Source organism: Streptacidiphilus alkalitolerans (assembly GCF_042511045.1).
In the GTDB taxonomy this organism is placed as follows: Bacteria; Actinomycetota; Actinomycetes; order Streptomycetales; family Streptomycetaceae; genus Streptacidiphilus; species Streptacidiphilus alkalitolerans.
Window position 1 is genome coordinate 77,540 of record NZ_JBHEZX010000025.1, and the last position, 18,242, is coordinate 95,781.

The following is an 18,242-nucleotide window of genomic DNA, read 5'->3' on the forward strand; positions in this document are numbered from 1 at the left end:
GAAGCAGTGGATCAAGCTCCGAAGTGGTCCCAGCCGCCGGCCCGGTCCCACGGGGCGCCGTCGACGGTGACCGTGCCGGTCCGGGACAGCCCGGCCGGCCGGGTGACCTCGCCGACGATGCGCCAGCGCGAGGGCAGGTGCGTGTCCGGGGGGAAGGTGGCGACCAGGGCGTGGTCCTCGCCGCCGGAGAGCACCCAGGTCAGCGGGTCGACACCGACCGCCTGGCCGATGTCGGCCATCTGCGCCGGGACGTCGAAGTCGGCGGCCCGCAGGTCGATGTGGACCGCGCTGGCCTCGGCGACGTGCCCCAGGTCGGCCACCAGGCCGTCGCTGACGTCGATCATCGAGGTGGCGCCGAGCTGCGCGGCGGCCGGACCCGCGTGGTACGGCGGCTCCGGGCGGCGGTGCGCCTCGACGAAGGCCCGCGGCGAGCGGAAGCCCCGGGACAGCACGGTGAACCCGGCCGCCGACCAGCCGAGCCAGCCGGTCACCGCGACTACGTCCCCGGGACGCGCGCCGGAGCGGGTCACCGGTGCCCGCCCCTGCAGGTCGCCCAGCGCGGTGATGGCCACGGTGATGGTGTCGCCGCGGACCACGTCCCCGCCGACCACGGCCGCCCCGGCCACCTGGCACTCGTCCCTGATGCCGTCCATCAGCTCCAGCACCCAGGTGGCCGGGAGCTCGGCCGGGGCGACCAGGCCGAGCAGCAGCGCGGTCGGGGTCGCGCCCATGGCGGCGATGTCGGCGAGGTTCTGCGCGGCGGACTTGCGGCCCACGTCGTAGGCGGTGGACCAGTCGCGGCGGAAGTGCCGTCCCTCCAGCAGGACGTCGGTGCTGGCGACCACCCGGCCGTCGGGGGCCGAGACCACGGCAGCGTCGTCGCCGGGGCCGAGCTCCACGGCAGCGGTCCGCGGCAGCCTGGAGGTCAGCTCGCGGATCAGTCCGAACTCGCCGAGCTCACCGACGGTGCCCTGCATGTGTGTCCTTCCGGCCTTCCGACATCAGCAACATTCTCAGGTCCCGCGCGCAGCGTACGCCCTCCGCCTGCGCGGTACTGCGTCCCCTCGCTCTGTCCACGCCGCGAATCCGGCGCCATGAGGGGGATTGTGGGGTGCCGAAGCGGGGAACCACAGCCCTCGCACGATCTCCGCACCGAGCCGCCGGAAGGTCCCACTGTGGTACAGGCATACATTCTGATCCAGACCGAAGTCGGAAAGGCGACCTCGGTCGCCCAGGTCATCGCCGAGATCCCCGGGGTGCTGCACGCCGAGGACGTCACCGGGCCCTACGACGTGATCGTCCGCGCCGAGGCCAGGACCGTGGACGACCTGGGCCGACTGGTGCTCGCCCAGATCCAGCAGGTCGAGGGCATCACCAGAACCCTGACCTGCCCGGTGGTCCATCTGTAGCGGCCTCTACGATCGTGCGGTGACCCAGAATCCGCCGATACGCCGTGCGCTGCTGCCCGCCACCGCCCTGCTGGCGGCGCTGGCCCTGGCGGGCTGCTCCGGCGGCGGCAGCGTCAGGGTGGCCGCCCCGGTCACGACCGGCAGCACCGCCGAGCAGTGCGCCGCGCTGAAGGCGGCGCTGCCCGCCACGCTGCAGGGGCGGAAGCTCCGCGACACCACGCCGGAGTCGGCGAACACGGCGGCCTGGGGCAACCCGGCGATCACCCTGCGCTGCGGGGTCGGCACGGCGGCCGTCCTCGACCCGCACTCCCCCGCCTACGACCTGAACGCGGACATCGAGGAGAGCGGCGGGGTGTGCTGGGTGTCGGAGCAGACCGCCGGGGGCGGCTTCCGCTTCACCACGGTCCGGCAGCAGGCGACGGTCGAACTGACCCTGCCCGCCGCGTACGCGGGCGGCCAGTCGCCGGTGGGCCTGCTGGCCGGGGCGGTCCTGAAGGCCGACCCGGTTGTGCGGGACCGCCCCTTCGCCTGCGTCTGACGCGCTAGCGCAGCCCCGTGCTGCGGCGCAGCGCGGCGCGGATCAGCCGGTCGATCAGCTCCGGGTACGGGACGCCGGTGGCCTCCCACATCCGCGGGTAGGCCGAGATCGGAGTGAAGCCCGGCATGGTGTTGATCTCGTTGACCACGAACGAGCCGTCGGCCAGCAGGAACACGTCGACCCGGGCCAGGCCCTCGCAGGCCAGCGCCTCGAACACCTCGACCGCGAGGGTCCGCAGCCGCTCGGTCTCGTCGGCGGTCAGCGCGGCCGGGATCTGCACATCGCTGGAGTCGATGTACTTGGCCTCGAAGTCGTAGAAGTCGTAGCCCTCGCCGACCAGCACCTCGGCCGGCAGGCTGGCCCTCGGGCCGTCCTCGAACTCGAGGACTCCGCACTCCAGTTCGCGGCCGACCAGGCCGGCCTCGACGATCAGCTTGGGGTCGTGCCGCCGGGCCTCCTCGATCGCGGCGTCCAGCAGCGCGGGGTCGGAGACCTTGGTGATGCCCATGCTGGAGCCGGCCCGGGACGGCTTCACGAAGACCGGGAAGCCGAGTTCGGCGATCCTGGCCCGGACCTCCGGGCGCCGCGCCTCGTCGGCCCACTCCCGGGGCCGGACCACGGTGTACGGGCCGACCGGCAGGCCGAACGAGCTCAGCACCCGCTTGGTGTACTCCTTGTCCATGCCGACCGCGCTGGACAGCACGCCGGAGCCGACGTACGGCACCCCGGAGAGCTCCAGCAGGCCCTGGACCGTCCCGTCCTCGCCCCAGGGGCCGTGCAGCAGCGGCAGCACCACGTCCACCTCGCCGAGGGCCTTGGGCACCGCGCCCGGCTCGGTGTAGACGACCTCGCCCCGGGCCACCGGGTTCACCGGCAGGTTGACCTGGCCGTCGGCGGACTCGGCGATGTCGTCGACGCTGGGGAGCCGGCCGTCGGTGATCGCCATCCGGGACGGCTCGTCGGCGGTCAGCGCCCAGCGGCCGTCGGTGGTGATGCCGATCGGCAGCACCTCGTAGGCCGTGCGGTCGATGGCCCGCAGCACGCTTCCGGCGGTGGACACGGAGATGGCGTGCTCGGAACTGCGACCGCCGAAGACGATCGCCACACGCGGCTTGCTGACTGCGGCGGGAGCGGCAGCCGGGACTGGGGAGGAGGGCTCAGTGCTCATATCCCCATGGAGACTACCGTTCGGACCTGGCGGTTGCGCTGCGCCCCGGTCGAACACGGCGTGGCACCCAGCGGGCCGGGCCCTCTTCAGCGGCGTTCGGGTTTCGCCGAACGCGACATCAGCTCCTTGACCGCGACCAGCGGCGGCTTCCCGCCGTGCACGATCTCCACCACGGTCTCGGTGATCGGCATGTCGACCCCGTGCCGCCGGGCCAGGTCGAGCACCGACTCGCAGGAGGTGACTCCCTCCGCGGTCTGCTTGGTCGCCGCGATGGTCTGCTGCAGCGTCATGCCCCGGCCCAGGTTGGTGCCGAAGGTGTGGTTCCGGGACAGCGGCGAGGAGCAGGTGGCGACCAGGTCGCCCATCCCGGCCAGCCCGGCGAAGGTGTACGGGTCGGCGCCCATGGCCAGGCCCAGCCTGGTGGTCTCGGCCAGGCCGCGGGTGATCAGCGAGGCCTTGGTGTTGTCGCCGAGGCCCATCCCGTCGGCGATGCCGACCGCGAGCCCGATCACGTTCTTCACCGCGCCGCCCAGTTCGCAGCCGACCACGTCGGCCACCGTGTACGGGCGGAAGTAGCCGGTGTGGCAGGCCGCCTGGATCCGCTTGGCGACCGTCTCGTCCTTGCAGGCGACCACGCTGGCGGCGGGCTGGCGGCGGACGATCTCGCCGGCCAGGTTGGGCCCGGAGACCACGGCGATCCGCTCCGGGGCCGCGTCGGCGACCTCGGCGATCACCTCGCTCATCAGCTTGGCGGTGCCGAGTTCGACCCCCTTCATCAGGCTGACCAGCACCGTCTCCGGGGCGATCACCCCGGACCAGACCGCCAGATTGGCCCGCAGCGTCTGCGAGGGCACGGTCAGGAAGGCGAACTCGGCGCCGTCGGCGGCCTCGGCCGGATCGCTGGTCGCGGTGATGCCCGGCGGGAGTTCCAGGTGCGGGAAGTAGTCCGGGTTGCGGCGGCCGGCGTTGATGGCGTCGACCAGTTCGGGGCGGCGGCCCCACAGCGAGACCTCGCAGCCCGCGTCGGCCAGGATCATGGCGAAGGCGGTGCCCCAGGCCCCGGTTCCGAACACGGCACAACGGGTCGTCACCGACCGGCCTCCCTCTCCTGGCGCTGCTCCTTCGCGGCGCGCTGCACGTCGTAGCGTACGGGGGGTGCCTTCTCGCCGCGCAACTCCTCCAGCAGGGCGGTGATCGCGTCCATGATCACCTCGGTGGCGTCGCGCAGCACCGGTCCGGTGATCGGCAGGTCGGCGAAGGCGCTGAGGTCCACCGGCGGGCCCGCCAGCACCTGCACGGTGTGCCGGGGGAACGGCTGGAACCTGCGGTCGCCCTTCCCGCCGTGGGCGTAGCGCGGGATGATCTCGTGCGCGCCCCACTGGGCCACCGGGATCACCGGTGCGCCGGTCATCAGCGCGACCCGGGCGGCGCCGGTCTTCGCCGTCATCGGCCACAGCCCGGGGTCGCGGGTGAGGGTGCCCTCCGGGTAGAACGCCACGCACTCGCCCTGCTCCACCGCCGCCACCGCCGCCCGGAAGGCGTGCGCGGCGTCGGCCGAGCCGCGGTAGACCGGGATCTGGCCCGCGCCGTGCAGGATCCGGCCGATGACCGGGACCTTGAACACCCCGGACTTGCCCAGGAACCGGGCCGGACGGCCCGAGTCGTACTGGAAGTGGCCGTAGACCAGCGGGTCCAGATAGGAGTTGTGGTTCACCACGGTCAGGAAGCCGCCCGTCTCCGGGAAGTTCTCCATTCCCCGCCAGTCTCGCTTGGTCAGCAGGAACAGCGGCGGTTTGCCGATGGCCGCTGCGAGGCGGTACCAGAAGCCGTATCTGCGACGGGCCGCCTTCGTACTCCTGCCTGGCACGCGCACTCCTCCTTGCACAAAACTCACCTGATCCGAACCGTACAAGTGTCCCCCTGCCCCGGACGGGCTGTCGAGGCACCCCCGCCCGGAGGTCCGCGGAGAGGGCAGAATGACGTGTTGTGAGCCTTCCCAGCTGGACCCTGGTCGTACCGCTGAAGCCGCTGGCGCGGGCCAAGAGCCGGCTGGCCGAGGCCGCCGGAGCGCTGCGGCCGGAGCTGGCCCTGGCCTTCGCGCTGGACACCGTGGCGGCTGCGCTGGACTGTCCCGAGGTGGCCCGGGTGCTGGTCGTCACCGACGACGCCGCGGCCGGGGCCGAACTCGTGGCGCTGGGCGCCGACCTGGTCCCCGACCCGCCCGGGGCCGGGCTCAACGCGGCGCTGGCGCACGGCGCCGGGCTGGCCGGCGCCCGCTACGGCGAGGGCCGGGTGGCCGCGATGTCGGCCGATCTGCCCGCGCTGCGGGCCGAGGAGCTGGGCCGGGTGCTGCGCGCCGCGGCGGGGTATCCGCGGGCGTTCCTGGCGGACACCCAACTGGTCGGCACCACCCTGCTCGGCGCCGGGCCCGGGCTGGCGCTGGCCCCGCGCTTCGAGGGCGGCTCGCGGCTGCGCCACGCGGCCTCCGGCGCCCATGAGCTGACCCTGGCCGACGTCCCTTCGGTGCGGCGCGACGTGGACACCCCGGACGACCTCCGCGCCGCGCTGCGGCTCGGCACCGGACCGCGCACCTCGGCCCTGGCCGGCCTGGTCCGGCTCTCACCTGGCTAATCTGAGCGCATGCAGGCGACCGCGTTCACGTACTCCCCCGACACCCGCAGCGGTTCGGTGCTGCTCGACGACGGCACCCCGCTGCCGTTCGGCAGCGCCGCTTTCGACGCCGGCGGGCTGCTGCTGCTGCGGCCCGGGCAGCGGCTGCGGATCGAGACCGAGGGCGAGGGCGCGGACCGCCGCGTGGTGTTCCTCACCCTGCAGACCTTCTGAGCCCGCAGACAGCCCGCTGAGGGCCTGCTGACGGCCCGACGACGGACGGGCCGGACCGCGGGATCGCTCCCGCCGTCCGGCCCGTACGCCAGCGCCTTGCGTGTCCTGCGTGTCCTGCGTGTCCTGCGGTGCCTCAGGCCTTCTTGACGGCCCGCTTGGTGGCGGCCTTCTTCGCCGTGGCCGTGGACTTCACGGCCGTGGTGGCGGCCTTCTTGGCCGGGGCCTTCTTCGCGACCGGACGGCTCGCCGAGGCGGTGACCGTCTTCTTCGCGGGGGACTTGACCGCCGCGGAGGTCTTCTTGGCCGTGGTGGCCTTCTTCGCCGGGGTCCGCTTGGCGGCCGTGGTCTTCGCCGCGGTCGTCTTGGCCGCTGCCTTCACCGGCGTGGTGGTGGTCTTCTTCGCGGCAGCGGCGGCGGTGGTCTTCTTGACCGCAGCTGCCTTCTTGACCGTGGCCGTGGCCTTCTTGACCGTGGTCTTCTTCGCCGCGGCCTTCTTGGCGGCCGGGGAGCCGGCCGGCGCGGTCATCCCGCTCTTGCCGGGGGTGAGCGAGCCCTTGGGGGCCTTCTTCACCGACGGACCGGTCTTCGGCAGCTTCTTGGAGCCGCTGACCAGGTCCTTGAAGCCCTGGCCGGGGCGGAACCGCGGAACCGCCGTCTTCTTGACCTTGACCCGCTCACCCGTCTGCGGGTTGCGGGCGAACCGCGCTGAGCGGTCGACCTTCTCAAAAGTGCCGAAACCAGTGACCGATACCCGGTCCCCGGCAGTCACGGCACGGACGATGGTGTCGAGCACAGCGTCCACTGCTTCTGCGGCGGCCCTACGGCCACCCAGCTGCTCGGCCACCGCTTCAACAAGCTGCGCCTTGTTCACGTCTTCCCCTTCGGAAACCCAGTGCCCGGACGATTCTGTTTCATCCGGGCTTTTCGCACGTTAGGCATGTATATGCGGCAATTCAAATACCAAACGTCCGAATCACCCTTGTGTCGCAATGGGTTCGGCTTTCAGGGCGCCTTCGGCAGCGGGGGGACCCCACTGTCGAGCTCGTCCACAAACCGGCCCAACCTCCGTGCTGCTTCCGGGAGATCGCGTTTCGCCGCCTCGGTTACCAGGAGCAACGAACGGACGAGCGATGCCCGGGTGCCGTCCGACACGTCCAGCGCACGCACTCGGGCGTGCGCCTCCTTCAGCCGTGCGGCCACAAGCGCGTAAAGCTCGACCTCCGAGGGCTCCCCGGGGCCCCCGACGGGGGGCTCCTGGGAGGGAGGGACGGTCGGGCTCATGTACTGATTGTGCCATCTGCGGTGGATTACGCCCTCCGCAGACTTGGTTCAACCTTACACAGAGTCACATCAGACATGGCAACGGCCCCCCGTCCAGGTCGTCTGACCGGGGCGGGAGGCCGTGGGCGGAACGGTTGGTGACGTTCTCTCAACCGTGTTCCGGGGGTGCTGCTGAGGTTCGCTCAGGCGACCGGGAGGGTGCTCGGCTTGAAGGCCGGACGGTTCGCCTCGTAGGTGACGATCTCCGCCTCCTGGGCGAGCGTGATGCTGATGTCGTCCAGCCCGTTGAGGAGCCGCCAGCGGACGTTCTCGTCCAACTCGAAGGGCTCGCTGATGCCCTCGGCCCGGACCTCGCGGGCCTCCAGGTCAACCGTGACCTCGGCGGTGGGGTCGGCCTCGACCAGGGCCCAGATCCGCTCCACCGTCTCGGCCGGCAGAATGACCGTGAGCAGGCCGTTCTTCAGCGAATTGCCCCGGAAGATATCGGCGAAGCGGGAGGAGATGACGGCCCGGAAGCCGTAGTTCTCCAACGCCCAGACGGCGTGCTCGCGGGACGATCCGGTCCCGAACTCGGGCCCGGCGACCAGGATGCTGGCCCCGGCGTACTGCGGCTGGTTGAGGACGAAGTTCTCGTCCTTCCGCCAGGCTTCGAAGAGGCCGTCCTCAAAACCGGTGCGGGTGACCTTCTTCAGCCAGTGCGCCGGGATGATCTGGTCGGTGTCGACGTTGCTGCGGCGCAGCGGGACGACCCGGCCGGTGTGGGTGGTGAACTTGTCCATGTGCTCAGACCTCCACGGTCGCACGGGCGGTCGACAGGTCGGACGGCGAGGCCAGGTGGCCCAGCACGGCGGTGGCGGCGGCCACCTGCGGGGAGACCAGGTGGGTGCGCCCGCCCTTGCCCTGCCGCCCCTCGAAGTTGCGGTTGGAGGTGGAGGCGCAGCGCTCCTGCGGCGCCAGCTGGTCCGGGTTCATGCCCAGGCACATCGAGCAGCCCGCGTGCCGCCATTCGGCTCCGGCGGCGGTGAAGACCTTGTCCAGGCCCTCCTCGATCGCCTGCAGGGCGACCCGGACCGAGCCGGGGACGACCAGCATCCGCACCCCGTCGGCGACCTTGCGGCCCTCGACGATCGCGGCGGCGGCGCGGAGGTCCTCGATCCGGCCGTTGGTGCAGGAGCCGACGAACACGGCGTCCACGGAGACCTCGCGCAGCGGGGTGCCGGCGGTCAGGCCCATGTAGCGCAGCGCGTTCTCGGCGGCGACCCGCTCCTGCGGGTCCTCGAACGAAGCCGGGTCGGGCACGTTGGCGCCCAGCGGGGCGCCCTGGCCGGGGTTGGTGCCCCAGGTCACGAAGGGGGTCAGCGCGTCGGCGTCGATGAAGACCTCGGCGTCGTAGACCGCGTCCTGGTCGGTGGCCAGGGTCTTCCAGTAGGCGACGGCGTCGTCCCAGTCCGCGCCCTTGGGGGCGTGGTCGCGGCCCTCCAGGTAGTCGAAGGTGGTCTGGTCCGGGGCGATCATGCCCGCCCGGGCGCCGGCCTCGATCGACATGTTGCAGATGGTCATCCGGGCCTCCATGGAGAGGCTGCGGATCGCCGAACCGCGGTACTCCAGGACGTAGCCCTGGCCGCCGCCGGTACCGATCTGGGTGATGATCGCCAGGATCAGGTCCTTGGCGGTCACGCCTTCCCGCAGCTCGCCCTCGACCGTGATCGCCATGGTCTTGAACGGTGCCAGCGGCAGGGTCTGGGTGGCCAGCACATGCTCGACCTGGCTGGTGCCGATGCCGAACGCCAGCGCGCCGAAGGCGCCGTGGGTGGAGGTGTGCGAGTCGCCGCAGACCACCGTGGTGCCCGGCTGGGTCAGGCCCAGCTGCGGGCCGACCACGTGCACCACGCCCTGCTCCACGTCGCCCAGCGAGTGCAGTCGCACCCCGAACTCGGCGCAGTTGGCGCGCAGCGTCTCCAACTGGATCCGGGAGACCGGGTCCGCGATCGGCTTGTCGATGTCCAGGGTGGGGGTGTTGTGGTCCTCGGTGGCGATGGTCAGATCGGTCCTGCGGACCTTGCGGCCGGCCAGCCGCAGCCCGTCGAAGGCCTGCGGGCTGGTCACCTCGTGCAGCAGGTGCAGATCGATGAAGAGGAGGTCCGGCTCGCCCTCGGCGCGCCTGACGACATGGTCGTCCCAGACCTTCTCCGCGAGTGTGCGTCCCATCACAATCCCTCCGACCGGCAACTATGTCGGTCTACGTGTCGTTTTGGCCGCCCGCGACGGTGCCCTGCGGCGATGCTCCCGGGCTGCTTGAGCCAAGAGTGGCGCAGATCCCAGAAGAATGAACTTGCGTCTCGCGATCTGAGACTGCAATATCAGCGCATGGACAACTCTAGTGGCGTCGGCGTTCTCGACAAGGCTGCTCTGGTGCTGAGCGCGCTGGAGTCAGGCCCCGCGACCCTGGCCGGGCTGGTGGCAGCCACCGGTCTCGCGCGGCCCACCGCGCACCGGCTGGCCGTCGCGTTGGAACACCACCGACTTGTGACCCGTGACATGCAGGGCCGTTTCATTCTCGGCCCCCGACTCTCCGAACTCTCCGCGGCGGCGGGCGAGGACCGACTGCTGGCGACCGCGGGACCGGTGCTGACGCACCTGCGCGACGTCACCGGCGAAAGTGCCCAGCTGTACCGCCGTCAGGGCGATCTGCGGATCTGCGTGGCCGCCGCCGAACGGCTCTCCGGCCTGCGCGACACCGTACCGGTCGGCAGCACCCTGCCGATGAAGGCCGGTTCGGCCGCGCAGGTGCTGCTCGCCTGGGAGGAGCCGGAGCGGCTGCACCGCGGCCTGCAGGGGGCCCGGTTCACCGCGACCGCCCTGTCCGGGGTCCGGCGGCGCGGCTGGGCCCAGTCGATCGGCGAGCGCGAGCCCGGTGTGGCCTCGGTCTCGGCGCCGGTCCGCGGCCCGTCCAACCGGGTGGTGGCCGCGGTCTCGGTCTCCGGACCGATCGAGCGCCTCTCCCGGCACCCGGGGCGGCTGCACGCCCAGTCCATCATCGAGGCCGCCGGGCGGCTGACCGAGGCGCTGCGCCGGGCCTGAGCGACCACCGACGACCGCGGGGCCCGTCCTGACCAACAGGACGGGCCCCGCGGTCGTACGGGCCTTCAGCCCGGCGCCCCGCCGAGGAACAGCACAAAGACCCCGTAGAGCCCGGAGAGCAGCGTCGCCGAGCCCAGCACCACCGCGAGCGTGCGCAGCGAGCGGAGCCGGCCCAGCGAGACCGCGAGCGGGTACAGCAGCGGGAAGGCCGGCAGCAGGAAGCGGGCGAACGGCGGGGCGGGCGAGGCGTTGCCCAGGTCGATCACCAGCAGCACGGTGCTGAACACCAGCAGCGGTAGCGGCTGCCGGTGCACCAGGGTGATCACGAACAGCACCAGGTAGCCGGCCAGGGTGAGCGCCATCACCGCGTCCGACAGCGGGATCCCGGAGACCGCACGGCCGCCGAACAGCAGGTCCTCGAACCAGTGCAGGCTGGTCCCGCCGCCGTCGAAGGTCGTGGCCCAGGCCTGCTGGATGTGGAAGTAGGCCCCCCAGGAGCCGAGCACCCAGCCGGTCCAGAGCATGTAGCCGGCCCACCCCAGCGGCGATAGCAGACCGGCCAGCAGCGGCCGGGCCCAGTGCCCGGAGCCGCGTCCGCGCAGGCAGGCGACCAGTTCCACCAGCGCGGCCAGGCCCACCGCCGCGGTCAGCGCCATGGCGCTGGGCCTGCTCAGGCCGGCGAGCAGGCACAGCAGGCCCGCGGTCAGCCAGCGGCGGGTCAGCACCGCGTACAGGGTCCAGGCCGAGAGGGCGGTGAACAGGGCCTCGGAGTAGGCGGTGTTCTCCAGCACCGCCAGCGGCAGCACCCCCCACAGCACCGCGGCGATGGTCCCGGCTCTGCGGCTGTAGCAGACCCGGCCCACCGCGAAGATCCCCCAGGCCGCGGCGAGCGAGGCCAGCGTGGAGACCAGCACCAGCGCCGTCCCCGGACTGACCGGGAGCACCCAGCGGACCATGTCCGCGAGCCAGGGGAAGAGCGGGAAGAACGCGCGCGGCGAGTAGGGGATGTTGTGCATCCCGATGAAGCCGTCGCCGACGCTGTAGCCGGTCTGCACGATGCGGACGTACCAGCCCGCGTCCCAGAAGGTACCCAGCCGGACCAGGGTCTGCTTGTCGTGCCCGGCGGCGTACCAGAGGGCCAGCGCCAGGCCGACCATCCGCACGGCGGCATAACCGACCAGCGCGGGAACGGCGTCCCGCAGGGCGCTCCGCAGGGCTTCGGACCGGTGGGTGGGGGCCGGGGCTGCTTCCCCCCGACCCGTTCCGGTGGTTCGGGTCGCGGACAGGGCTGCGTCTATCACACGACAAGAAGATAGGTCATCGGAGGCTCCTGGACTCAGTCCTTGGGCCGGTGCCGGCCGGAGAGGGTCAGCGCGCGCTGGTAGGACCAGTAGAACAGGACGCCCGCGAACAGCAGGCACCAGAACACGCCGGTGACCGCGCTCGGGCCGTGGCCGAGGCCGAGCGCGAAGGCCAGCGCCGGGACCAGGGTCACCGGCCCGGCGGCGTACCAGGCCAGGAAGATGAACGGGCCCATGCTGCCCATCCCGGTCGGGGTGTACATCAGCTCCACCCGGGAGGGCCCGCGGCAGGCGTTCACCATGGCGGCGGCCGTCAGCGGCAGCGCGGCCACCGGGGCCAGCCACACCGCGGCCCCGGCCCCCAGCGCGGCGGCCACACCGGCCCCGAGCGCCGCGAGCAGCACCGCGGACAGCGCCGGGACCACCGCGTGACGCAGCATCAGCTCGCCGTACGGGTACGGGGACCAGCCCGCCCGGCGCGGGTCGTCCGCCTCGACCCGGGCCGGTTCCGCGAGTTGCGCGGCGGCGAGGTAGCCGAAGGAGACGGTCACCGCGGTCAGCAGCAGCCGGTCGACCCCGCTGGCCGCCGCGACGGCGGGGACCAGCAGCAGCGCCGGGACCGAGAACAGCACCGCGCGGCCGATCCTGGACGGGGCGCGCAGCAGCGCGGTGGCGTCCCGCCAGGGCACGGCCAGCCAGGCCCGGCTGGGCGGCGGGATCCGCAGCCGGGCCCGGCGCCCGCTCTGCTGGTTCTGCGCCAGCACCATCCGCGCCGAGCGCAGTTCGGCGGTCCGCAGCGCCGCCGCGACCCCGGCCGCGGTACGGGCCCGCTCCCGCAGGCTGCCCAGCCGGATGCCGGCCGCGCCCCGGTAGCCGAGCACCAGGGCCACCGCGGTGAGCAGCAGCAGCGGCACCAGCGCCAGCCAGCCGCCGGAGACGGCGGCCGTGGTCGGGGTCAGCCCGACCAGCGCGGCCCAACCCCAGGGCCCGGACCACATCTCGGCCAGTTCCAGCGTGGAGTTGCCGTGGCCGGTCCAACCGAGCACGCTCTGCACAGCGAGCAGCAGCACCAGCAGCGCCACCAGCGGCGAGACCCGGCGGACGAAGCGGGCGGCGCCCTCGTAGCGCTCCACGGCCACCCCGCAGCAGGTCGCCAGCAGCGGTACGCAGACGCCGCCGATCAGCGCCCAGCCGAAGGCGGGCAGGAAGCCGGTCCTGTCCATCAGTCCGAGCGCGACCCCGGCCCCGGCCGCCGCCAGCAGCCCGGGCACCAGCGCGATGGCACAGGAGATCCAGAACCACGGCCGCAGCACCGGGCCCGGCCGGACCGGCTGGTTCAGCAGCCAGTCGACGGTGGCCCGGGGGGCGACCACCGGGCCGCGCCACAGCGCGTCCCTGGCCACCACCAGGATCAGTCCGAGGCCGAGCGCACAGACCCCGGACGGGAGCGCGGCCAGCAGTTGGGCGTCGTGCCCGGTGTAGTCGGCGCCCATCGAGGCGTTGGCGAACGCGCCGATCGAGAGCAGGCCGCCCCAGGTCAGCACCATCATCACGCCGACGTAGACGACATAGCCGATCTGGCCGGCCCGGGAGCGGCGGTGCGGGGCGCGCAGGGCGCGCAGCAGGGCGAGGGTGTCGCCGGTCCAGTCGTCGGCCCAGGCCTCGGGTTCCGGCTGCGGCTCCTTCTCCGGATCCGCTTCCGGGGACAGTTCCCGCTCCTCCTGCGGGGCTCCGTCGGCGATGCTCACCGGGTGCTCCCCGCCGCCAGGCCGGGGAACGCGGTGGGCAGTACGGCCTCGGGGGCGCCCTGCGCCAGCAGCGCGCCGTCCTCCAGCAGCAGCACCCGGTCGGCGACGTGCATCGCCAGGTCCGGGTGGTGGGTGGCCAGCAGGACCGCGACGCCGTCGGCGAGTTCGGCCTTCAGCAGGTCGGCGAGGCGCTGCCGGGCGCCGGGGTCGAGCCGCTGCTCGGGCTCGTCCAGGATCAGCAGGTCGCGCGGACGGACCAGGGCGCAGGCCAGCAGCAGCGACTGGAGTTGTCCTGAGGACAGCGAGTTGGGCAGCGCCTCGGCGTGCTCGGCCAGGCCGCGGTCGGCCAGGGCGCGGTCGACCCAGGTCAGCGGCTCCTCCACGCCGTGCGAGACGGCGACCAGGGCCAGGTGTTCACGGACCGTCAGATCCGGGTAGCAGGCCGAGAGATCGCCGACCACGGCGAGCCGGGCGCGGACCCGGGGATCGTTCTCGTCCATGACCACGCCGTCGAGCTTGACCGTGCCGCTGGTGGGGGTGTCCCGGCCGGCCGCGAGCCGCAGCATGGTCGACTTGCCGGAGCCGTTGTGGCCGACCAGGGCGACGCACTCGCCCGCGGCGAGGTTGAAGTTGATCGGCTGCAGCGCGACCCTGCCGCCGTAGTGGCGGCTGACCTGACTGAGCGCCAGCAGGGGTGGACGTGCGACCTTCTTGCCCTTTGCCATGCGCGCTGCCGGCCTCTCAAAACACGAAAAGGCCCTCTCGGGCCTTCGCTTTACTGACCTGCTGGGGTACCAGGACTCGAACCTAGACTAAGTGAACCAGAATCACTCGTGCTGCCAATTACACCATACCCCAAAGAAAATCCACCCCGGTCTCAGGGATGGACGCTCCGTGGAGAACAGTACCTGATCAGGACCATGATCAATAACACTCGACGAGGGAATGAAGGGGAACGCAGCAGGCCCCCGACCGGAGCCGGGGGCCTGCTGTCCTCACGTACCCCCGACCGGATTCGAACCGGCGCTACTGCCGTGAGAGGGCAGCGTGCTAGGCCGCTACACAACGGGGGCAAGCTTTGGTGATCCTGCTTCGTCGCCTCGGAGACTCCGTCCGAAGACTCGTCGATCCGATGGAGAGGGTGGAGGATCTGGTACCCCCGACCGGATTCGAACCGGCGCTACTGCCGTGAGAGGGCAGCGTGCTAGGCCGCTACACAACGGGGGCTTGGTGCCTTGCTTCTGTACTGCGTACCCCCGACCGGATTCGAACCGGCGCTACTGCCGTGAGAGGGCAGCGTGCTAGGCCGCTACACAACGGGGGCGAGATCTTACGCTGGGGTACCAGGACTCGAACCTAGACTAAATGAACCAGAATCACTCGTGCTGCCAATTACACCATACCCCATCGGCCTGTCCAGGTGATCTTGATGAGAGTTTCTGGTTCTCTCACCGTCCCTCCCGGGCGGCGCAACAAGAAGAACATTACCCGATGGGGGGCACCGCACCAAAATCGATAACTTCCAGCAGTCCCGGCAGGTCAGCGAGGGTGTGAATGCGGTGGACGCCGGACGGGGCCGGCTCCGGGTCGGTCGCGGGCCGGTCGATCCACACCGGGAGCAGCCCCGCGCCGAGGGCGCCGAGGGCGTCGGTGGTGAGCTTGTCGCCGATGTAGGCGACCTGGTCCGCGGGCAGCCGCAGGCCCGCGCAGCCGGCCGCGAAGGCCTCGGCGGCGGGCTTGGCGCAGCCGATCTCGTCCGAGCAGACCAGTGAGCTGAAGCGCCGGCGCAGGCCCAGCTTCTTGAGCTTGCGGTGCTGGTGCGGGGTCGAGGAGTTGGAGAGCAGGCCGTGCCGGTAGCGGTGCCGCAGGGCGTCCAGCACCGGCAGCACGTCGGGGAAGATCCGCCAGTGGTCCTCGTAGCAGCGGACGTAGCGGCCGAACCAGGCGTCGGTGGCCCGGGTGTCGGGGAGCGAGCGGCCGGTCCTCCCCAGGAAGAGCCGGACCCGTTCCCTGCGGTGCTCGAGGAAGCCCAGCTCCCCGGCCAGGAAGCGGGCGTAGGCGTACTCCATGTCCTGCTGCCACAGCGAGAGGGCCCGCTCGGGCGAGTCGAACTCGCTGAGCAGGCCCTCGTCGGAGAGGTGCTGGAGGACGCCGAGGCGTTCTGCCGTGGTGTAGTCGAAGAGCGTGTCGTCAATGTCCCAGAGCAGCCTGGCTATCCCCATGCGGTCAGTCTGTCAGGCCGTCCAGGGCCGCGTGCAGACGGCGCAGGGTCTCGTCCCGGCCGAGCAGTTCCATGGACTCGAACAGCGGCGGCGACACCCGGCGGCCGGTGACCGCGACCCGGAGCGGGGTGAAGGCGAACTTGGGCTTGATGCCCAGCCCTTCGACCAGGGCGGCGCGCAGGGCGGCCTGGATCTCGTCCGGGTCGAAGCCCTCCAGCGCGTCCAGCGCGTCGATGCTGGCGGCCAGCACCGGGCGGGCGTCGGCGGTGAGCACCTTCTCGGCGTCGGCCGGGTCGAGGGCGAAGTCCTCGGGGGCGGTGAAGAGGAAGCCGAGCATGCCGGAGACCTCGCCGAGCACCACCATCCGCTCCTGGGTCAGCGGCGCGGCGGCGATCAGCAGGTCCAGCTGGGCGTCGGTCGGGCCCTCCGGAGCGAAGTGGCCCGAGGCGACCAGGTACGGCACCAGCCGGCGGACGAACTCGGCCGGGGCCAGGGCGCGCAGGTGCTCGGCGTTGATCGCCTCGGCCTTCTTGAGGTCGAACCGGGCCGGGTTGGCGTTGACCTTGCCGATGTCGAAGGCCTCGACCAGCTCCGCCATGGAGAAGCGGTCCCGGTCCTCGGCCAGCGACCAGCCCAGCAGCGCCAGGTAGTTGAGCAGGCCCTCGGGCAGGAAGCCGCGCTCGCGGTAGAGGTTGAGCGAGGCCTCCGGGTCGCGCTTGGACAGCTTCTTGTTGCCCTCGCCCATGACATAGGGGAGGTGCCCGAACCGCGGCGCCGGGCCGTCGGCCACGCCGATCTCGGCGAGCGCGGCGTAGAGCGCGATCTGCCGCGGGGTGGAGGAGAGCAGGTCCTCGCCGCGCAGCACGTGGGTGATCCCCATCAGCGCGTCGTCCACCGGGTTGACCAGGGTGTAGAGGGGAGCGCCGTTGGCCCGGACGATGCCGTAGTCGGGCACGTTCTCCGGGGTGAAGGTCAGCTCGCCGCGCACCAGGTCGGTGAAGGTGATCGCGCCCTCGGGCATCCGGAAGCGGACGATCGGCGCGCGGCCCTCGGCCCGGTACCCGGCGACCTGCTCGGCGGTCAGCGCGCGGCAGTGGCCGTCGTAGCCGGAGGGCTTGCCGGCCGCGCGGGCCGCGGCGCGGCGGGCGTCCAGCTCCTCGGTGGAGCAGTAGCAGTAGTAGGCGTGTCCGGCCGCGAGCAGCCTGGCGGCCACGTCGGCGTAGACGTCCATCCGCTGCGACTGCCGGTAAGGGGCGTGCGGGCCGCCGATCTCGGGGCCCTCGTCCCAGTCGAAGCCGAGCCAGCGCATCGCGGAGAGCAGCTGGTCGTAGGAGTCCTCGGAGTCGCGGGCCGCGTCGGTGTCCTCGATCCGGAAGACCAGCTTGCCGCCGTGGTGGCGGGCGAAGGCCCAGTTGAAGAGAGCCGTGCGGACCAGGCCGACGTGCGGGTTCCCGGTCGGGGAGGGACAGAACCGGACCCGGACGGCCGGGTCGGGGTCGCTGACGGTGTTAGCCACGCTTGATCACCCTGTTGGTGAGAGTGCCGATGCCTTCGACGGAGACGGCGACCTCGTCGCCGATGTTCAGGGGTCCGACGCCCGCGGGGGTGCCGGTGAGGATGACGTCCCCGGGGAGCAGGGTCATCGCCTCGGAGATGTGGACGATCAGCTCGGCCACCGAGCGCACCATCTGCGAGGTGCGTCCGGCCTGGCGCAGTCCGCCGTTGACGGTGCAGGTGATGGCCAGGTCGGCCGGGTCGAGCTCGGTCTCGATCCACGGGCCGAGCGGGCAGGAGGTGTCGAAGCCCTTGGCCCGGGCCCACTGGCCCTCGCGCTTCTGCACGTCGCGCGCGGTGACGTCATTGGCGCAGGTGTAGCCGAAGACCACCTCGGGGACCCGCTCCAGCGGCACCTCGCGGCACATCCGGCCGATCACCACGGCCAGTTCGGCCTCGTACTGGACGTCCTCGGAGAACGGCGGGTAGGCGATGTTCTCGGTGGGGCCGATCACCGCGGTGGAGGGCTTGAAGAAGGTGAGCGGGACCTCGGGGACCTCGTTGCCCAGTTCGGCGGCGTGGGCGGCGTAGTTGCGGCCCACCGCGACGATCTTGTTGGGCAGCATCGGCGGCAGCAGCCGGACCTCCTTGACCGGGAGCACCTGGCCGGTGGGCTGCAGCTCGCCGAAGGGGTGCCCGGAGAGGACGTGCAGGGTCAACGTCTCGGGTTGGGCGGCGTCGCCCTCGACGACGCCGAAGGAAACGGTCCCCTCGCTGGAAAACCTGGCGATACGCACGGTGGCTGCTGTCCCCTCGGAACTCGCGGACTGGATGCGGCCAGCCTATCCGCAGGCACCGAAGGGGCCCTGCCGGAAGGATTCCGGCAGGGCCCCTTGGAAGGTACGTCTCAGACCGTTTCGGGGACGGCCGCCCGGATCGGGGCCACCATGAGGTTGGTGCGGCGCGGGTTGGCGGTCTGCCGCGGCAGTTCGGCCCCGTCGACGGCGGAGCTGTGCGGGGCCGGGGCCCCGTCGGCGGGCAGGGAGGCGAGAGTGGTCCGACGCGGGTTGGCGGTCGGACGGGAACTCATCGTCGTCTTGGTGGACACGCGGACTACCTCACAGGGGCAGAAGCTCGGACAGGTTGCTCATCAGGA

The 18,242-nt window shown here is 71.9% G+C and carries 20 protein-coding genes and 5 tRNA genes; 5 read left to right on the top strand and 20 right to left on the bottom strand.

Annotated features, from left to right (window positions below):
• Positions 1 to 11 precede the first annotated feature (11 nt).
• A complete protein-coding gene (locus ACEZDG_RS35480) occupies positions 12 to 977 on the bottom strand; it encodes a thiamine-phosphate kinase (protein ID WP_380518345.1) in 966 nt (321 codons plus the stop codon).
• 198 nt (positions 978 to 1,175) lie between these two features.
• On the opposite strand from ACEZDG_RS35480, the gene ACEZDG_RS35485 reads away from it, so the two are divergent.
• Together ACEZDG_RS35485 and ACEZDG_RS35490 are read left to right on the top strand one after the other, a co-directional pair.
• Entirely contained in the window at positions 1,176 to 1,409 is a 234-nt protein-coding gene (locus ACEZDG_RS35485; protein ID WP_380518347.1) for an Lrp/AsnC family transcriptional regulator, read from the top strand.
• A gap of 19 nt (positions 1,410 to 1,428) precedes the next feature.
• Complete coding sequence (locus ACEZDG_RS35490; RefSeq protein ID WP_380518349.1) at positions 1,429 to 1,947, top strand: DUF3515 family protein; 519 nt, start codon at positions 1,429 to 1,431, stop codon at positions 1,945 to 1,947.
• Between the two features lie 4 nt (positions 1,948 to 1,951).
• Here the strand turns inward: ACEZDG_RS35490 and ACEZDG_RS35495 are convergent, their stop codons facing one another.
• From ACEZDG_RS35495 to ACEZDG_RS35505, 3 genes are all read right to left on the bottom strand, one after another.
• Positions 1,952 to 3,115: a D-alanine--D-alanine ligase family protein gene (locus tag ACEZDG_RS35495; RefSeq protein ID WP_380518351.1), complete on the bottom strand. Its 1,164-nt coding sequence runs from the start codon at positions 3,113 to 3,115 to the stop codon at positions 1,952 to 1,954.
• A gap of 86 nt (positions 3,116 to 3,201) precedes the next feature.
• Entirely contained in the window at positions 3,202 to 4,206 is a 1,005-nt protein-coding gene (locus ACEZDG_RS35500; RefSeq protein WP_380518353.1) for an NAD(P)H-dependent glycerol-3-phosphate dehydrogenase, read from the bottom strand.
• Positions 4,203 to 4,982, bottom strand: a complete 780-nt coding sequence (locus ACEZDG_RS35505) for a lysophospholipid acyltransferase family protein (RefSeq protein WP_380518355.1) — start codon at positions 4,980 to 4,982, stop codon at positions 4,203 to 4,205. Before ACEZDG_RS35505 ends, ACEZDG_RS35500 begins: the two co-directional genes overlap by 4 nt.
• Before the next feature lie 119 nt (positions 4,983 to 5,101).
• Here ACEZDG_RS35505 and cofC point away from each other — a divergent pair, with 119 nt between their 5' ends.
• Both cofC and ACEZDG_RS35515 read left to right on the top strand, forming a co-directional pair.
• Positions 5,102 to 5,746: a 2-phospho-L-lactate guanylyltransferase gene (gene cofC / locus ACEZDG_RS35510; protein WP_380518357.1), complete on the top strand. Its 645-nt coding sequence runs from the start codon at positions 5,102 to 5,104 to the stop codon at positions 5,744 to 5,746.
• Positions 5,747 to 5,755: 9 nt separating this feature from the next.
• Complete coding sequence (locus ACEZDG_RS35515; RefSeq protein WP_380518359.1) at positions 5,756 to 5,959, top strand: hypothetical protein; 204 nt, start codon at positions 5,756 to 5,758, stop codon at positions 5,957 to 5,959.
• Positions 5,960 to 6,092: 133 nt separating this feature from the next.
• Here the strand turns inward: ACEZDG_RS35515 and ACEZDG_RS35520 are convergent, their stop codons facing one another.
• The 4 genes from ACEZDG_RS35520 to leuC all read right to left on the bottom strand — a co-directional run bounded on the left by ACEZDG_RS35520 (position 6,093) and on the right by leuC (position 9,448).
• A complete protein-coding gene (locus tag ACEZDG_RS35520; RefSeq protein WP_380518361.1) occupies positions 6,093 to 6,830 on the bottom strand; it encodes an HU family DNA-binding protein in 738 nt (245 codons plus the stop codon).
• Positions 6,831 to 6,961: 131 nt separating this feature from the next.
• Entirely contained in the window at positions 6,962 to 7,240 is a 279-nt protein-coding gene (locus ACEZDG_RS35525; protein ID WP_380518362.1) for an SCO5555 family protein, read from the bottom strand.
• Positions 7,241 to 7,422: 182 nt separating this feature from the next.
• On the bottom strand, positions 7,423 to 8,019 hold the full coding sequence (gene leuD, locus ACEZDG_RS35530) for a 3-isopropylmalate dehydratase small subunit (RefSeq protein WP_380518365.1): 597 nt from the start codon (positions 8,017 to 8,019) through the stop codon (positions 7,423 to 7,425).
• 4 nt (positions 8,020 to 8,023) lie between these two features.
• A complete protein-coding gene (leuC, locus tag ACEZDG_RS35535) occupies positions 8,024 to 9,448 on the bottom strand; it encodes a 3-isopropylmalate dehydratase large subunit (protein WP_380518368.1) in 1,425 nt (474 codons plus the stop codon).
• A gap of 159 nt (positions 9,449 to 9,607) precedes the next feature.
• Here leuC and ACEZDG_RS35540 point away from each other — a divergent pair, with 159 nt between their 5' ends.
• Entirely contained in the window at positions 9,608 to 10,321 is a 714-nt protein-coding gene (locus ACEZDG_RS35540; protein ID WP_380518370.1) for an IclR family transcriptional regulator, read from the top strand.
• A gap of 65 nt (positions 10,322 to 10,386) precedes the next feature.
• Here ACEZDG_RS35540 and ACEZDG_RS35545 read toward each other — a convergent pair whose 3' ends face one another.
• The 12 genes from ACEZDG_RS35545 to ACEZDG_RS35600 all read right to left on the bottom strand — a co-directional run bounded on the left by ACEZDG_RS35545 (position 10,387) and on the right by ACEZDG_RS35600 (position 18,194).
• Positions 10,387 to 11,622 carry a glycosyltransferase family 39 protein gene (locus ACEZDG_RS35545; protein WP_380518372.1) on the bottom strand — a complete coding sequence of 412 codons (1,236 nt, stop codon included), beginning with the start codon at positions 11,620 to 11,622 and terminating at the stop codon, positions 10,387 to 10,389.
• A 35-nt stretch (positions 11,623 to 11,657) separates the two neighbouring features.
• Positions 11,658 to 13,370 carry a DUF6297 family protein gene (locus ACEZDG_RS35550; RefSeq protein WP_380518375.1) on the bottom strand — a complete coding sequence of 571 codons (1,713 nt, stop codon included), beginning with the start codon at positions 13,368 to 13,370 and terminating at the stop codon, positions 11,658 to 11,660.
• On the bottom strand, positions 13,367 to 14,095 hold the full coding sequence (locus ACEZDG_RS35555) for an ABC transporter ATP-binding protein (protein WP_380518378.1): 729 nt from the start codon (positions 14,093 to 14,095) through the stop codon (positions 13,367 to 13,369). Before ACEZDG_RS35555 ends, ACEZDG_RS35550 begins: the two co-directional genes overlap by 4 nt.
• A 61-nt stretch (positions 14,096 to 14,156) precedes the next feature.
• Positions 14,157 to 14,228 (bottom strand) — tRNA-Gln (locus ACEZDG_RS35560).
• A gap of 142 nt (positions 14,229 to 14,370) precedes the next feature.
• A tRNA-Glu gene (locus tag ACEZDG_RS35565) sits at positions 14,371 to 14,443 on the bottom strand.
• A 78-nt stretch (positions 14,444 to 14,521) separates the two neighbouring features.
• A tRNA-Glu gene (locus ACEZDG_RS35570) sits at positions 14,522 to 14,597 on the bottom strand.
• Positions 14,598 to 14,621: 24 nt separating this feature from the next.
• Positions 14,622 to 14,694, bottom strand: a tRNA-Glu gene (locus ACEZDG_RS35575).
• An 11-nt stretch (positions 14,695 to 14,705) separates the two neighbouring features.
• Positions 14,706 to 14,777: transfer RNA gene (locus ACEZDG_RS35580), tRNA-Gln, on the bottom strand.
• A gap of 77 nt (positions 14,778 to 14,854) precedes the next feature.
• A complete protein-coding gene (locus ACEZDG_RS35585; RefSeq protein WP_380518380.1) occupies positions 14,855 to 15,592 on the bottom strand; it encodes an HAD family hydrolase in 738 nt (245 codons plus the stop codon).
• A gap of 4 nt (positions 15,593 to 15,596) precedes the next feature.
• Positions 15,597 to 17,108: a glutamate--tRNA ligase gene (gene gltX, locus ACEZDG_RS35590; protein WP_380518383.1), complete on the bottom strand. Its 1,512-nt coding sequence runs from the start codon at positions 17,106 to 17,108 to the stop codon at positions 15,597 to 15,599.
• On the bottom strand, positions 17,101 to 17,883 hold the full coding sequence (locus tag ACEZDG_RS35595) for a fumarylacetoacetate hydrolase family protein (protein ID WP_380518385.1): 783 nt from the start codon (positions 17,881 to 17,883) through the stop codon (positions 17,101 to 17,103). Before ACEZDG_RS35595 ends, gltX begins: the two co-directional genes overlap by 8 nt.
• A 110-nt stretch (positions 17,884 to 17,993) precedes the next feature.
• Entirely contained in the window at positions 17,994 to 18,194 is a 201-nt protein-coding gene (locus ACEZDG_RS35600; protein ID WP_380518388.1) for a hypothetical protein, read from the bottom strand.
• Between the last annotated feature and the right edge of the window lie 48 nt (positions 18,195 to 18,242).